General features: G+C 39.9%; 16 protein-coding genes. 6 read left to right on the top strand and 10 right to left on the bottom strand.

The window, feature by feature from the left end; all coding sequences use genetic code 11:
- Positions 1-103 precede the first annotated feature (103 nt).
- From metW to EHQ52_RS01370, 3 genes are all read right to left on the bottom strand, one after another.
- Positions 104-715 carry a methionine biosynthesis protein MetW gene (gene metW / locus EHQ52_RS01380; RefSeq protein ID WP_135613504.1) on the bottom strand — a complete coding sequence of 204 codons (612 nt, stop codon included), beginning with the start codon at positions 713-715 and terminating at the stop codon, positions 104-106.
- The gene (metX, locus tag EHQ52_RS01375) at positions 712-1821 is read right to left on the bottom strand and encodes a homoserine O-acetyltransferase MetX (RefSeq protein WP_135613503.1); all 1110 of its coding nucleotides are present in this window, start codon (positions 1819-1821) and stop codon (positions 712-714) included. Before metX ends, metW begins: the two co-directional genes overlap by 4 nt.
- Before the next feature lie 116 nt (positions 1822-1937).
- On the bottom strand, positions 1938-3242 hold the full coding sequence (locus EHQ52_RS01370) for an O-acetylhomoserine aminocarboxypropyltransferase/cysteine synthase family protein (RefSeq protein ID WP_135613502.1): 1305 nt from the start codon (positions 3240-3242) through the stop codon (positions 1938-1940).
- 336 nt (positions 3243-3578) lie between these two features.
- Between EHQ52_RS01370 and impL63 the strand changes: the two genes are divergently transcribed.
- Positions 3579-5255: a cytoplasmic membrane protein ImpL63 gene (impL63, locus tag EHQ52_RS01365; RefSeq protein WP_135613501.1), complete on the top strand. Its 1677-nt coding sequence runs from the start codon at positions 3579-3581 to the stop codon at positions 5253-5255.
- Here the strand turns inward: impL63 and EHQ52_RS01360 are convergent.
- From EHQ52_RS01360 to EHQ52_RS01345, 4 genes are all read right to left on the bottom strand, one after another.
- Entirely contained in the window at positions 5252-6013 is a 762-nt protein-coding gene (locus EHQ52_RS01360) for an RsmE family RNA methyltransferase (protein ID WP_135613500.1), read from the bottom strand. The two genes, impL63 and EHQ52_RS01360, sit on opposite strands and share 4 nt — an antisense overlap.
- Positions 6014-6017: 4 nt before the next feature.
- On the bottom strand, positions 6018-6479 hold the full coding sequence (locus EHQ52_RS01355) for a hypothetical protein (protein ID WP_135613499.1): 462 nt from the start codon (positions 6477-6479) through the stop codon (positions 6018-6020).
- Between the two features lie 62 nt (positions 6480-6541).
- Entirely contained in the window at positions 6542-7366 is an 825-nt protein-coding gene (gene fcpB, locus EHQ52_RS01350) for a flagellar-coiling protein FcpB (protein ID WP_086448898.1), read from the bottom strand.
- A 125-nt stretch (positions 7367-7491) separates the two neighbouring features.
- The gene (locus EHQ52_RS01345; protein ID WP_135613498.1) at positions 7492-8787 is read right to left on the bottom strand and encodes an AAA family ATPase; all 1296 of its coding nucleotides are present in this window, start codon (positions 8785-8787) and stop codon (positions 7492-7494) included.
- 81 nt (positions 8788-8868) lie between these two features.
- Between EHQ52_RS01345 and fliN the strand changes: the two genes are divergently transcribed.
- Positions 8869-9387 (top strand): flagellar motor switch protein FliN, encoded by a 519-nt coding sequence (gene fliN / locus EHQ52_RS01340; RefSeq protein WP_086448896.1) that lies wholly within the window; start codon positions 8869-8871, stop codon positions 9385-9387.
- Positions 9388-9435: 48 nt separating this feature from the next.
- Here the strand turns inward: fliN and EHQ52_RS01335 are convergent, their stop codons facing one another.
- Genes EHQ52_RS01335 through EHQ52_RS01325 form a run of 3 tightly spaced genes read right to left on the bottom strand, consistent with a single transcriptional unit; the run spans position 9436 to position 11809 of the window.
- Complete coding sequence (locus EHQ52_RS01335; protein ID WP_135613497.1) at positions 9436-10362, bottom strand: SPFH domain-containing protein; 927 nt, start codon at positions 10360-10362, stop codon at positions 9436-9438.
- 8 nt (positions 10363-10370) lie between these two features.
- A complete protein-coding gene (locus EHQ52_RS01330; protein ID WP_135613496.1) occupies positions 10371-11306 on the bottom strand; it encodes an SPFH domain-containing protein in 936 nt (311 codons plus the stop codon).
- A 32-nt stretch (positions 11307-11338) separates the two neighbouring features.
- Positions 11339-11809, bottom strand: coding sequence for an NfeD family protein (locus EHQ52_RS01325; RefSeq protein WP_135613495.1), 471 nt, complete (start codon positions 11807-11809; stop codon positions 11339-11341).
- A gap of 72 nt (positions 11810-11881) precedes the next feature.
- Here EHQ52_RS01325 and EHQ52_RS01320 point away from each other — a divergent pair, with 72 nt between their 5' ends.
- From EHQ52_RS01320 to EHQ52_RS01305, 4 genes are read left to right on the top strand one after another with little or no spacing between them, the layout of a single operon-like run.
- Complete coding sequence (locus tag EHQ52_RS01320; protein WP_135613494.1) at positions 11882-12319, top strand: heme-binding domain-containing protein; 438 nt, start codon at positions 11882-11884, stop codon at positions 12317-12319.
- 18 nt (positions 12320-12337) lie between these two features.
- Entirely contained in the window at positions 12338-13759 is a 1422-nt protein-coding gene (argH, locus tag EHQ52_RS01315) for an argininosuccinate lyase (RefSeq protein ID WP_135613493.1), read from the top strand.
- Positions 13760-13794: 35 nt separating this feature from the next.
- On the top strand, positions 13795-14658 hold the full coding sequence (locus EHQ52_RS01310; RefSeq protein ID WP_167492169.1) for a peptidylprolyl isomerase: 864 nt from the start codon (positions 13795-13797) through the stop codon (positions 14656-14658).
- The gene (locus EHQ52_RS01305) at positions 14658-15266 is read left to right on the top strand and encodes a hypothetical protein (protein WP_135613491.1); all 609 of its coding nucleotides are present in this window, start codon (positions 14658-14660) and stop codon (positions 15264-15266) included. The genes EHQ52_RS01310 and EHQ52_RS01305 overlap by 1 nt, the downstream gene beginning before the upstream one ends.
- Positions 15267-15335 lie beyond the last annotated feature (69 nt).

Below are 15335 nucleotides of genomic sequence, written 5' to 3'. Positions count from 1 at the left end.
AGATAGACAGGTCCCAGTTGTGGAACTCCTACAAGAGACCCTCCGCGCCTTGGCGTCTCTGCGTGAGAAAATTCTCTGCGTCCTCAGCGATCTCTGTGCGAAACTATCTAATCTGGAAAAGCGCTAACTTTGCAAAAAAGTTCGGACTAAACTTTACCTGCTTTAAGTCAGTGAAGAATGCTCTGTCTTCTACCGTAAAACCACGAATATCGCAGAATTCCTGGAAATCCAGAACGGATAAAAAGTGCAGGTTTGGTGTATTGAACCAACGATAAGGAAGAAGATCCGTAACAGGCGTTTTTCCTTGGAATAAGATTCTGAAACGAACTTCCCAGTATCCAAAATTCGGGAAAACGATGATCACTCGTTTACCGATCCTCAAACATTCCTTAATGATATCGCCGGGATGTCTAGTCTCTTGGATGGTTTGGTTTAAGATCACATAATCAAAACGTTTGTCTTCGTGATGATTTAAGCCCTCGTCAATATCTCCATGGTGAACATACACACCCTTGCGGATACATTCTACGATTGCGTCCTCATCCTTCTCGATCCCTTGTCCTCTAATTCCTTTTTGTTTTAGAAGATAGAGAAGATCTCCATTACCACAGCCAAGGTCCAAAACTCTGGAGCCTGGTGAGATTGTATCCAGAATATACGCGAAGTCCGGTCTTTCACTCAGAGTAGTGCTACTTAAGATCTTAGAATCTATCATTCGTTCACCGGCATATTTAGAAAACCTCGGATCACATCTTCTTGTCTTTGGTTTGGAAGAAGAAAACTATCATGGCCTTCGTTCGTAGTAAGCTCCACATAAAAGACTCTTTTATCAGAAGCTTCTAAACTTCTTACGATCTCTCTGGATTGAGAAGGTGGGTAAAGCCAGTCAGAACTATAAGAGACCACTAAAAATCTACATTGAGCTGGACTAAGAGCTTTAGTAAGTTCTTGTCCTTTGCCCAAGCTAAAATGATCTAATGCCTTGGTCACATAGATATATGAATTTGCATCAAAACGATCTACGAAACTTTCTCCCTGATAGATCAGATAACTTCCGACCGCAAAATCAGAGTTTAATAAGTTTCCGATAGGAGGTTTCCTGCCGAATTTTTCTCTCATCTTATGGTCAGAAAGATAAGTGATATGCCCCATCATTCGAGCGAGTGCAAGACCTTTTCTAGGAGTTGCACTCTCTTCGTATAAGCCGTTATTCCAATTCGGATCGGAGAGGATAGCTTGCCTTCCCACTTCATTAAAAGCGATTTGCATCGCAGAATGTTCAGCAGAAGAAGCAAGGATTATACAATTCTCTAAAGCATCCGGATAAGAAATGCTCCATTGTAAAGCTTGCATTCCACCCATGGAGCCGCCAGCAACACAGAGCAATCTTTGGATACCGAAAGATTCTACTAAAAGTTTTTGAGCAGCTACCATATCCTTAATGGAAACGAAAGGAAAGCTCGATCCATAAGGTTTACCGCTGACTGGGTTGGTGCTCATAGGTCCGGACGACCCCTTACATCCACCGATCACATTAGAAGATATTATAAAATATTGATTTGTATCAAATGATTTGCCAGGGCCAATATATTCATCCCACCATCCAGGACGTTTGTCTGCTTCTGAATGAAAGCCTGCTGCATGAGCGTCACCTGAAAGTGCATGGCAGATTAAGATTGCATTGTCTTTGTTTGGAGAAAGAGTTCCATAAGTCTCGTAGGCTACTATGGTAGGGGAAAGAACGGAGCCGTTGTCCAGGCGTAGATCTCCCAGCACTGCGGTTTTAGGTTCTACTATTCCAACGGATTGATTCGATCCCATGATTTAAGTTCCAAATAACTAAGCCACTTTCCTTTTTCGACGATCCAAAGCAAGCTTAGGAAAGTAAAAAGAGAAAGTGGCCGATTATTAGACGATTTTTTGAACGGAGTCGGAAGTCACACCTTTTTCAGTGCTTCGTCCAGGTCCGTGATAATATCGTCTATATGCTCTAGACCAACCGACAGTCTGATAAACTCAGGAGTCACCCCCGCGGCCAATTGTTCTTCTGGACTCAACTGTTGGTGAGTAGTAGAAGCCGGATGGATGGCAAGTGATTTCGCATCTCCTACGTTTGCAAGCAAGGAGAATAATTCTAGACCGTCTATCAACTTCTTCGCTTCAGGAATTCCACCTTTCACTCCGAACCCTATGATCGCTCCGAACAATCCTCTGGTATGATATTTTTTAGCCAGAGCATAGTTTTTGTCAGTTGGAAGACCAGGGTAGTTCACCCAAGTTACCTTAGGATGTTTAGAAAGATATTCCGCAACTTTCTGAGCATTCTGAGAATGTTGAGTAATCCTCAAAGGAAGAGTTTCAATACCTTGTAGGATATTAAACGCATTAAATGGAGAAATCGCAGGTCCTAAATCTCTTAAACCTTGGACACGAGCCTTAATGATGAATGCAATATTCACTCCGCCAAATGGTTCGAACTTACCGAATACATCCCAGAATTTCAGGCCATGATAACTTGGATCAGGCTCGGTGAAATTCTTAAACTTACCGTTTCCCCAATTGAATTTACCTGAATCTACAATGATCCCACCGATGGAAGTTCCATGACCGCCTAAAAACTTGGTCAAAGAGTGAACTACTACGTCCGCACCAAAATCAATAGGACGGATCAGATAAGGAGAAGGTAGGGTATTGTCGATTACAAGAGGAACTCCAGCTTCGTGAGCAACCTTAGCAACTGCTTCTATGTCAAGAGTATCCAACTTAGGATTTCCTAAGGTTTCAGCAAAGATTGCTCTAGTCTTATCATTGATCGCTTTTTTGAAATTTTCCGGATTGGACTGGTCCACAAAATGGACTTTGATGCCCAACTTAGGGAAAGTATAGTGAAGAAGATTATAAGTTCCTCCATAAAGAGAAGAAGATGCTACGATCTCCTGTCCAGCTTCTACTATATTCAAAAGTGCTAATGTTTCCGCGGATTGGCCGGAAGCGGTTGCTAGGGCGGCAACTCCACCTTCTAATGCAGCAACTCTTTGCTCTAGAACATCAGTAGTTGGGTTACCAATCCTTGTATAAATATTACCGAATTCCTGGAGACCGAATAATCTCGCTGCATGATCTGTATCCTTAAAAACATAGGACGTTGTTTGGTAAATAGGGACTGCCCTGGATGTGGTAGTTGGATCCGGTGACTGTCCTCCGTGAAGAACGATTGTTTCTGGTTTATAGTTTCTTGCCATCGCTAGTAGGGCTCCTTTTTACTGAGTGTAGAAATTTATTCTACAATGTCCATCTAAAATTTAATAAATAAGATAAAATAATCGCTATAGCGGAAGTTGGGGGTTTCAGAACAGATTTGCAATTTCTTTCGAAAATTCATCCCTTAAGAAATGAAAATCTATAGATTTTGGAAAATATTTTCTAAAATACGAGAAATGTTCCTGTTTTATTGGTTTTTCAACGCAAGGTTCTGGTAGAATCGGTAAGTCATTTAGATTCCACGTTTGTAATACGATACTAGTGGTACTATTTTTGGATGAATTGAAATCGGTCCCCGGAGAAATTCCGGCTCAAATATGAAATTAAACTTTTTGAATTTAATTAAGAAATCTCTAATACTTCCGGGAATTATACTTCTCTCCCTTTATTTAGTACCAGGGGAAGAGCTTGAAGCACAGCTCTGGATGCCTCCTGGCAGACAGTTCATGCAACCTCCTGATCCATTCACATTTGATGCAGGGGTGAACAAGTTTAATAACGATTATTATCTATATCTTGCTCCTACCTTAAATTTGAATTTTGGCGGAGAATTCGGACTATCACTCACTGCTCCGATGAACTTTCTTGCGTATGACCAGGATCCAAAAGATCCAACCTTAAAAGTGGGAAGTATTCGTAAAATTGATTACGATCAAAAAAGTGATTATCTAAGGCTTATCAATAATATTTGGTATGGGACGTACGGACTTTATAAACCAGGTGAAACAACCTTTTCATTTTATGCAGGGAAACTTTTTGATGGATATATAGGGCATGGAACCATCGTAAACCGTTATGTGAATAACCAGAGGATAGACATTTATAATGTTGGCCTCATGGCTGATTTTAATAATGATTATGGTGGATTGCAGGTATTTACAAACTCTGTTTATACTCACGAGATAGGTGCTGCCAGAGGGTACGTTCGTCCGTTTGCAATCGCATTCAAATTATTTGATCTATTTACAGGCAGATCCCAGCTATTCGGAATGTTACAACTTGGACAAGGAAACGTAGCAGACGAGGCCGGTCGAAAAAAAGTTTATGAAGAAGCTGGAGTAGAGCCAGAAGATAGAGAAAAATACAGAGCATTGGTAGAAGACCAAAAGACTCACCAGATCAGAGAAGAAATGATCCCTATCGAGAAAAAACCAGAGTCTCGTAAGGAAAAATTAAAAGAGTTCTTCAATCAGGACAATTTTGCGAATAGATTTTCTATAGGATATACTACTGCATTCGATACAAAAGCTCCTACACAACTTGCATTTGATACAACTGGTCGTTTACGTTTGGATTCCAATAATAATCCTCTTGTCGAACAATCAGAAAAATTGGTCATCCAAGGTATGGATGCAGAATACAAACTGATCAGTACAAAATATGTAGAAGTTACTCCTTACTATGATGTAAACACGATCAAGATATTGAATTCTAAAGGAACTCACACTGGTGCAATGTTCAGATTCGGCGGAAAAGATATTTACGCTAAGATCAAACCTGAATACAGGAATATGGATGCGAATTATATTCCAATGTACTTCGATAGCTTTTATGAGTTAGAAAGATACCAAGCCAATGTAAATTCTCAACTTCCAGTAACAAAATTGGAAGCAGCTAAACTTCTGGATCCGGATGCTGCAAGGCTGAAAGGATATTTCACATCCGTAGTATTAAGTTTTTATAGAATATCTTTAGAGGCAAACTATGAGAATTATTCGGGACCGAATAATTCCAGAATATTCGTAGGTTTGTATTTTCCGATCGGTTCATTATTCATGATCTCCGGTTATTATACACGTAAAAATTTTGATCAGAACAAAGATGCATTCAAGGTAGATGATAACTCAGTAGGGGCAATTGAAGCTGCTCTGAATCTAGGATTTATCGCGATCAGAGTGCAGGATATCCGTAGATGGGTATACGATAGCACATCGAATAGTTTTGTGGCCCAAGACGAACAAAAGGTCCTTTTTTCTAACTCTTTATCCTTCTAATTTAAACGAGGGTTCTTTGAGTTTTCCCATTGGGAAAGAAAGAAGGACACAGCTTGTTCTGATCTCAAAACAGAAGAAGAAAGCCTGACCCCTGGGATATTCGATTTTTTGAATGTTTCCAGTTCTGATTTCGTCCAACCGGGTTCAGGCCCAACTAAGATAGAATATTCTTTTTTTTCCAATGGAAGAAACTCTTGGATGGATTTTCCTTTTTTATCCAAATAGAAAAAATTACGAGAAGAAGATACTATTTCCGAAATGGACTGCTTCTTCTTGAAACTAGTCTTTTTAACTGGAGGAACAAATCCAAGTTCTACATTAGGAAGAAAAACGTTGCCGCCTTGTTCCATTCCAAGGATTAGTTTTTCTTTAATATTCTCTTCTTTCCAAACAGGGGAGGTGAGATATTCCTTTCTGGATAATATTGCAAGCCTGAATTCTAAGGATTGTACACCCCATACACTGGCAAGTTCTAGGATTTTTTCCACAGTCGGAGGTCTTTGGATGGATACGATTAAATTTATACCGGGACTTCTTCTCTTAGGTTTTATAATTTGTGTATAAGATCCTAAAATTCCTTCGGAAGATATCTTTAGAATTTTAAAAATTCCTAAACTATCGTTTAATAATCCGGCTTTGATCTTATCTCCTTCTTTTTTTTGTAGAATGTCTAGGATATGAGTGACCCGATCCTTATTGGAGATCTTGAATTCCCCAGAATTTGTTTTCTGAGAGAGATCCAATATTAAATAGTTCATACGTCTAAATTTCTACTTGGGGAGCTTTATCATCATCTTCTTCTTTTGGGCTTGGAATAGAAGGTTCTTGGGTTTCCGGAGAATTCCAATTTGGAACAGATTCATTCCAGTTTTGAGAAGAAAAGAAACAGGTTCTTGTGATCCCGATCAGTATAAGAAAGAATAAAATATATTTTGCGAGTGTTGGACCGAATCCAGTGCGATTCTGATCATTATAATTTTCGAATGATTTGGGACGTTCTCCAGGATTTTGCCAACCGTAAGATCTGTTCCGACTAAATCTGGATTTGATGGATTCGAATTTATCTTCTAGAAAACGAAAAAATCCCCGCACGGAACGAGGACTCTGCGTATTGGAGTCTCCTCCAGGTAGATCGTATCTTCCACCTCTAAAACTGGCGGAGTCTTCTGGATCAAAAACGAAAGAATGATAACATCTAGGACACCGAACAGTCAGTTTTCCCATATCGATGGGAATCCTGAGTTCGGTGCCGCAGGAGGAACAAGGAAGAATATACCGCACTTAGCTTAGTATTTCAGGGATTCCTTGAGCGTGTTTACGTTCTCTTTGTAATTCTCATTACCTAATTGGTCGTTGTAATCGAAAATTTTGGTAAATAATCTGTCGAACGTATCCAAATGTTTAATGTAGAAAGTCTTTTTGAAAGAGTTACGGATAGGGTGGGTCTTAGTATTTTCTACGTTAGCAAGAACGTATTTACCAACACCTTTTTCGCTAGGAGTCTCAGGGCGACCGCCTTCAGGATAGCCGTTCTTTTGGTAGAAAAGTTCGATCTTATCGTTATGTCCTGGTTGGTCGTTCGGAGCTCTATCGATGATCTCAGATACTGATTTATCTTCGATCAAGAAGTTGTTCTTATAAACTTTGCTGATAATTTTGCTGATTTTACGAGGAGGTTCCATTCTAGGATCCGGATCGTTTGTGTTTGGCCCTTCGAAGTAGATTTCCATATACTTGGAAAGTCCACCTTGAACGATCTTACCTTGTCCTCTTTCCTCATCCTTAATGAAATCGTAAACTTCTACTCTGATACAGTTGTTTGCTGCATCTTCTTGTGCGTTACTGTTGGAAGCAACACACTCATCGTTGTTTGCTTTTCCTTTGAACAGAACCGTACGGAATGGAAGAACACGTACTTTCATTTTCATGAGTACTGTATGACGTTTTAGTCTTTCATTTAGAGCTGTAACTCTTTGATCCAGACCTTTTTCCGTTTCAAGGATAGCCGCACCGGTTTGACCGTCTTCCTTCTTTTGGGCTTGGTTGTCTTGAGCGTTGAGTATGCCTGCGATTGAAAAAATTGCCAGGCAGAATGCGATTTTGCGTTTCATTGTACCCTATTTCCTTGGTCTCTTCTGCGTTTGGGTTTCTCGAAAGTCGAGAATTCCCTGTCTCTAGTATCGGTAAAATAGACTCCCGATTAAATCCAAGACTTACATTTTCGCACCGAAAACGTTTATTTTCCGGATTTTGAACTCGTTTCCAAATACAGTTCATAGGGGGGAGGAGTCGGTTTCAATCCTTTTTCGATCAGGTTGGCCGCCCATCTTCTTTCTACAAAATCGCAGAAATCCCTTAAATCCCGCCCAGAATGCGATCCCAATCGTTGTGAAATTGTTAAACGCTCGGAATCCTGTAAATGTTTAGCATAATTTCCTAATATCGCAGCCCTTTCTTTTTCGTTAGGTAGGGGGAAGAATACGGATCTGTCAAATCTGGAAACCAAAGCCTTGTCCAGATCCTGCTTTCTGTTAGTTGCCCCTAGAGTAATCGATTTTTGTCCCCCTTCGAAACCATCTAGTTTTCGTAATAATACGGATAGAATGTTTCGGGTGGCCTCGAATAAGCCGTCGTCTCTGGACCCAGCTAAGGAATCTATTTCATCCAAAAATAGAAGACAAGAAGGGAATAGGGAGGCCACGTCGAAGACATAAGCCATGTTCTGGGCGCTTTCCCCATAATATTTACTTAAAATAGATTCCACTGGCACATAGATAAGAGGGATCTCAGTCATGCAGGAAATCACCTTTGCCATAGTAGTTTTTCCAACCCCAGGTTCTCCTTCTAAAAGAATTGCCCTAGGTTTTGTTCTGCCTGGGAATTTTCGGGTGAGTTTAGAAAGTTCCTCTAGTGTCTCCGGAGATTTGAGTGGAAGTATAATGGATTCTAATATTTGCCTTTTGACATCCTCGTAACCGGCGATGGTTTCGAATGTCATCCAGTCTCCCTTCTTCTTTGCTTCTATTGGATCGAATACATCAATCCCTAGTCTGAGTAATAGTTCTTTTGGATTCTGAACGGATTCTTGTTTGGAAAGTCTGAGATATTTGAATAGATCAATTGCGGAGAAAATTTCCTCTCTATGGAAATCTCCCTTTTTGGTCATTTCTATCTTGCTTTGGTTCCTTCCCGAATAGAAACGGAACTTTGCATTGTCTAGGATGTTTTTGGTTTCGAATAAATTCTCATTCAATGCTTGGAGACAGACATATCCAGGTTCGAATGTATGGATCCTTAGGTTTTCAATATGATTTCGAACGATCTGGATACAGTCCAAAAGTTGGCCTTTGTCCGCACCCGGGATTGGGAATTCTATCCTCAGATCTTTTTTATCGGGTAAAAAAGCGGGAAGTTCGGAGTCTTTGACCCCTAGACCTTTTAATTCAGAATAAAGCAGGTTTTTGGCCTGGGTGAAATCCAGAATATTTCCGGAATTTCGGGATACTGGACTGGTCAAATCTTCAGGTTTCATTCTTTCTTACCTAGAATTTCTCTTGTATAATCTTTCGGTTCTGTCGAAGAATTTAGAAAGAACCTTTGGAGGCAAGTCCTAATGGGTGAAGGCTCCCTTTCACAAGACGATATAGACGCATTACTAACCGGGTCCAGTCCCGGGGGTGGCGGCGGTGGCTCAGCTGATTTTAATCTGAGCGGAGAATTGGATTCTCTATTAGGTGATTCTGGTGGTGGAGCAGGCGCTTCTACTTCTCCAGCATCTGGAGGAGCTCCATCTTTCGCGGATATTGCTGCGGCCTTGGGACCTTCTTCTACTCCTGCGCCTCCAAAAGCAAGTGCTCGTTCCAGTTCAGTTTCTTCCAATACCGCGAACTTAAATCTATTATTAGATGTCAATGTGGCTCTTACTGTAGAACTCGGTAGGACCAATATGTACATTAAAGATGTTCTAGGTCTGAACGAAGGTGCTGTTGTGGAGTTAGACAATGCTGTGGGCGAAGATTTGGATATTTTAGCAAACGGCAAACTGGTTGGAAAGGGTAAACTGGTTTTATTGGATGATTATTACGGAATTAGAATTACAGAGATAGTTGATCCTTCCAGAAGAATGCTCTAAATAAAAAATTCGTATCCGGAGGTTGATTTCCGGATACGACGATGGTCTTTAAGCCTTTTTGTCCTCGCTTCCGAGTACAGACTTCATTACAGATTTAAAATTAGATAGGTTCAATGGAAGAACGAGTTCTGTTCCGTCCTGTCCTAATTTTTCTACCTCTTTAATAAATCTCTGAGCAATCCTGAGTTTTACTGCTTCTTTTCCACCTTTTGTTTTGATAGAAGCTGCAAGTAGTTCAATACCTTTTGCTGTAGCAGTTGCAATGGATTCAATTTCAGCAGCTTGTCCTTCTGCCTCATTGATCCTTTTTTGTTTTTCACCCTCAGATTTATTGATCGCTTCTTCTTTAATACCTAAGGAGCGGTTGATCCTAGAATCTCTATCTCCTTCAGAAAGAGAGATCTGAGCTTTTTTAGAGATCTGAGCCTTTTTCTCTCTCTCCATTGCTTCAATAACAGATTTAGGAGGAGCGATGTTCACGATTTCATAACGATTTACACGAACGCCCCAAGGCTCTCCTGCTTGGTCTAAAACTTCTAAAATTTTGCTATTGATCACTTCTCTGGTTTCAAATGTTGTATCCAGATCCATGGTTCCGATGATAGCTCTCATAGTAGTTTGCACAAGTTGTGTAACTGCGAATCTATAATCTTCTATCCCGTAACTTGCTTTTTGAGGATCAAGAACTCTTAGATAAAGAATCCCGTCCATCTCTACCTTAACGTTATCTTTAGTGATACAAGTTTGAGGAGGAACATCTATCGCTTGCTCTTTTAGAGTATGATAATATGCATCATAATCTATAAAAGGGATTAGAATATGAAACCCTGCATGAAGTGTTCTGCTGTATTTCCCAAGTCTTTCTACAATGATACATTCTTGAGCTGAAACAATTCTCAAAGAACGATACAATTTATATGCGAGGTAGAGTAAAAACCCGAGCCAAAATATCCATAAAAATACTGAAACAAACATCTTGAATATTACTCCTTCTCTGAATCCAGTCCTGGGAATTTGTTGGTAACCTTCGAAATTCCTTCAAAGAAACCGACTACGTTTGCCATTTCAGTAGGAAGAACTGTGGTTTTTGCTTTTTCTAGAATTACACCTAGGCCAGAGAGATAATCCTCTGTGATCTGAAGATTAACTGCTTCTGTTCCGCCTTCGTTTGCAGTCGCATCAGAGATTAGTTTGATCCCTTTTGCTTTTGCTTGGGCAATAAACTCAATCTCTTTAGCTTTACCTTCTGCCTCATTTACCTTTTTGATCTTTTCACCTTCTGAAAGATTGATTGCTTCCTGTCTTTCACCCATAGAACGATTGATCCTAGAAGCTTTCTCACCTTCTGAAATGGTAATCTCAGCACGTTTTACACGTTCTGCTTTTACTTGTTCTTCCATCTCATGTAGGATTTCTTTAGGAGGAGAAATATTTTTGATCTCGTAACGAGTTACTTTAATTCCCCAAGGATCTGTTGCTTCATCCAATGCTCGGACCACATTTGCATTGATATCATCTCTTTCAGAGAAAGTATGATCCAATACCAATTTACCGATCTCAGAACGAAGAGTGGTTTGAGCCAGCTGGATGGTTGCACTTCTAAAGTTTTCGATCTCGTAAGAAGCTTTGTACGGATCCATAACTTTGATGTATAGAATACCATCCACCAAAATGGAAACGTTGTCCTTAGTGATACAAGTCTGAGGAGGAATATCGATTGCGATTTCCTTCAAAAGTTGTTTGTATCTGATCTGGTCAATGATCGGGATTAGAAAATGAAAACCCGCTCCAAGTGCTCCGCGGAACACTCCTAGCCTTTCCACAACAAAACAATAGTTTTGGGGAACCACTATACAGGTTTTCATAATGAGATAGATAGCTGCTATGACAACCAGCGTAAAAAATAGAAAAGGGTCCATTTTGTAAATTTCTAACTCCTATTTAAAAATGATTATATTTCAGGAAGCTCGATAGGCTCCACAACGAATGTAAGGTTTTCTCTCTCTAAGATCCTTGCTCTTTTTCCTGCGGGAATTCGTTTGGCTTTGCTGATCGCATCCCATTCTGTTCCCTGGAATACGACCCTACCACCTTTCCGTTCTACAAGAATGTCTTTGGAAACTAGAACGATCCTTCCTGGACCTTCTTCTGGTATAAGAGTGGCTTTTTCGGAAGAAGATGGAAAAAATTTCCTGAGAAAACTTCCTCCCACCCAAATTAGAATTCCTGAAAGTGCTGCCCAAATGATTGCCTGGGGCCAAAATCCTATTTCAAAAAAATAAGAAATACTTCCTACGATAACCGCAGATAATCCTAAAAAGATCACAAAGGTTCCGGGGATAAAAAGTTCTGCCACCATGAGTAAGATCCCGGAGGCGATCCAAAGATAAGAGAGGTTATGTCCGTCTTGTAAAAAGTCCATGGTTTTTAGGTAGAAGAAAGGGGAAAAATTCTATTTTCAAAAACATTCCCGTCCATATTCTTAGCGGGAGTGATGAGAAAAATTTGGATTCGTCTGGGAATTGGACTACTAGTCGTATTCCTTGCTCTTCAGTTAATCCCCGTACAACCTCCGTTGGGAAAGAATGCTAATGAAATCAAAACGGAAGAACGCGTCAAAAAGATTTTTCGAAAGTCTTGTTATGACTGCCATTCGGATCTAGTCCAATGGCCTTGGTATTCCAAGGTTTTTCCGGTTTCTTTATATATCTCTCATCATATAGAAGAAGGTCGTGAAGAATTAAATTTTTCGGAGTGGGAAAGCTTAAAACCGGAAAAAAAGGCGGATCTCGCGGAAGAGATATTAGAAGAAGTGGAAGAAGGTCATATGCCTCCCAAGGATTATATTTTCTTACATACTAATTCTAAACTGGATCAGGAAGAAATCGAGATCCTAAGAGACTGGCTCCAAACTTTTGCGGAAAATCAATAAGGTATCAAAATTTTTTTAATGAATACACCTGAGGACAAAAACTCTAAACTTTGGGGAGGAAGATTTAAAGAAAAAGTTTCTTCCATTATGGAAAGGATAGGAGAATCTATTTCCTTCGACCAAAAATTGTACAAAGAAGATCTAGAAGGAAGTAGGGCTCACGCCAAGATGCTTGCAAAGATGGGCATCTTAAATTCCACAGAAGTAAAAGAACTACTAGACGGATTAAATCAGGTAGAAGAAGAGATTGAATCCGGAAATTTCAAATTCAGTTCAGAGTTAGAAGATATTCACATGCATGTGGAATCAAGACTCACTGAATTGAAAGGAGAAGTTGGAAAAAAATTACATACAGCAAGGTCTAGAAATGATCAAGTCTCTCAAGACACTAGGCTTTATGTAAGAAATCGTATCCAAGAAATTTTAGTACGTTTGGATTCTTTGAGAGAAACACTTTATGAGCAAGCCTCTAAAAATATAGATACAATCATTCCTGGTTATACTCATTTACAAGTTGCTCAACCAATCAGAGCCTCTCATTTTTTATTGGCTTATTTTTGGATGTTCACTCGTGACCTAGAGTTTTTCGAATTTGCAAAGAAGACTGCAAATATTCTAGTTCTCGGCTCCGGCGCTATGGCTGGAGTGAATTACCAAAACGACAGAGAGTTTCTAGCTTCTGAATTAAAAGCAGATTCAATTTCTCCAAATAGTATGGATGGTGTTTCAAATAGAGATCATCTTCTGCAGTTCTTATTTGCTGCAGTGCAAACAATGTCTCATGCTTCTCGTTTTTGTGAGGATATAGTTCTTTATTCTTCTCAAGAATTTGGCCTTGTAAAACTGCCTGATTCACTCACTACCGGATCTTCTATCATGCCCCAGAAAAAAAATCCGGATATAGCTGAGCTTATCCGTGGAAAATCCGCTAGGGTGGCGGGGAATTTAAATCATTTAATTGGGCTCTTAAAGGGGTTGCCTCTTACATACAATCGTGATTTACAAGAAGACAAGTTAGCGGTTTTTGATGCTGTGGAAACTGTTCTATTAAGTCTGGAAGGTTTAGAAGCAATGGTTTCCGAAATGCAGTTCAGACCAGAAAGAGGAGAAAGATCCTTGAAAGAAGGATTTGCCACTGCTACAGATTTGGCTGACTTTCTTGTGGGTGAGAAAAAAGTCCCATTTAGAACTGCGCATGAACTAGTAGGAAGACTAGTCTCAGAATGTGTAGAAAGAAAAGAAAATTTATTCACAATCTCAGAAGAGGTCAGAAAAGGAATTTCACCTTACTTTACTGGAGAGGAATATTCTAAAGCGGTAAGTCTGGAACTTTCTACTGACAAAAAATCTAGCTATGGCGGGACTTCCAGATCCAGACAGCTAGAACAATTGGAACTTGCGAAACAATCTATCAAATCAATCCAAAGGAATACGAAATGAATTATCTGAATATAAAATCGAATTCTAAGCCCAAAATGTTTGGTGCCTTAGTATGGTTTGCGATTTTATTATTTTCCTTTGCCTGTAAGGCAAATCCATATGCGGAACAAAGATATGTTCCGGAAGCGTACAGCCCAGTCGATGTCGTAGTCAGAAAAGAAGAAAAACCTCGCGTGGCTCTTCCTGAAAAACCAGCTATTTATGCTTTGATAGAAACAACCCAAGGAAATATGCTTTTCGAACTGTACGATAAGGATGCTTCCAAAACGGTCCAAAACTTCATTGATCTTGCCCAAGGAGAGAAAGAATTCACTCTTCGCAATGGCCAACCTCAGAAAAGACCATTCTATGATGGATTAACATTCCATAGAGTAATTGAGGGTTTTATGATCCAAGGTGGATGTCCATACGGTGACGGATCTGGAACTCCTGGCTATAGATTTGCTGACGAGATCAATGCGGCAAGCCTAGGTCTGGATCAAGCCAAAATAGGACAGTCTCAATTTTATACTGGTTATCTTTATAGATACATTGGTGGAGAGCTTGGAATTCGCAGCCAAAGAGAAGCAGACGAAAGAAGAGAAGAACTAGAAAGTAATTTGGAAAAAGCCAAAAATCTTTCTGTAATGGAAATACTTTTCAGACTCGGGTATCGTTATAATAATGTTGTTAAAAGTAAGAAAGCGATCAAGGGAGCCTTGGCAATGGCAAACGCAGGACCAAATACAAATGGTTCTCAGTTTTTCATCAACCAAGTTGACACTCCTCATTTGGATGGATTACATACTGTATTCGGCCAGATCATCCAAGGCGCTGATATAGTAGATAAGATCATCGCTTCCGGAAACGGCAAAACTACCATTCGCAAAGTGTCCATCTACGATAAGAGGGCAAAATAATGAGTACTTCCCTGGACCAAAATCCTATTTTTCTTTCGGTGGCCCGAGAGATACAGGGCTCTGGATCCACGGGAAGAATATTAGAAAAACTTTCCGGATTACAGGTGGATGACTCCCAAGGTGGAGAAATGTTCCCAGAGATCCGGAACAAAAAGGACACTGCCTGGGATTTCCGTTCTGTTGTTTCACTAGTGCGCCTGATCCAACAAAACAGGCAATCAGTCAGCCATTCTTATGAAGAAGCGATGGCACGTTATAGTAAGGTGAATACACTTACTGCAAAACGTAAAGCAAACGAAGAAGAAGTCCGACTCAAACAAACTCTCACTGACTATATTCTAAAAATAGAATCCAATTTCGAAAAGAATGATAGGGCAGATGAATCCATCCTTAAGGAGATTTCTAGGTTTTTCGATAGTTTGGAATCTGCTGAAAAACTTTCAGAATCCAATATTTCCAGTTTGAATCTATCTCCTAAGTCTGTAGCCCAAATCGGGCCAATTCTGGAAAAATACGAGGAATGTTACCAGGAATACAGTAAGCTCAAGCCCGTTCTTGGAAGATTGATCCGGATAGCTGATTATATTATAGAAGACGCAGAAGGCTGAAAAAGAGTCCGGTTTTCCTGGATAATTTCCCGTATTTTTTAGTGGGTTTTGTCTCTTTTTGCCGAAATC

Origin of the sequence: Leptospira koniambonensis (assembly GCF_004769555.1) — a bacterium.
GTDB lineage: Bacteria > Spirochaetota > Leptospiria > Leptospirales > Leptospiraceae > Leptospira_B > Leptospira_B koniambonensis.
The sequence above is the reverse complement of the archived record's forward strand: the minus strand, read 5'-3'. Positions and strand labels throughout refer to the sequence as shown.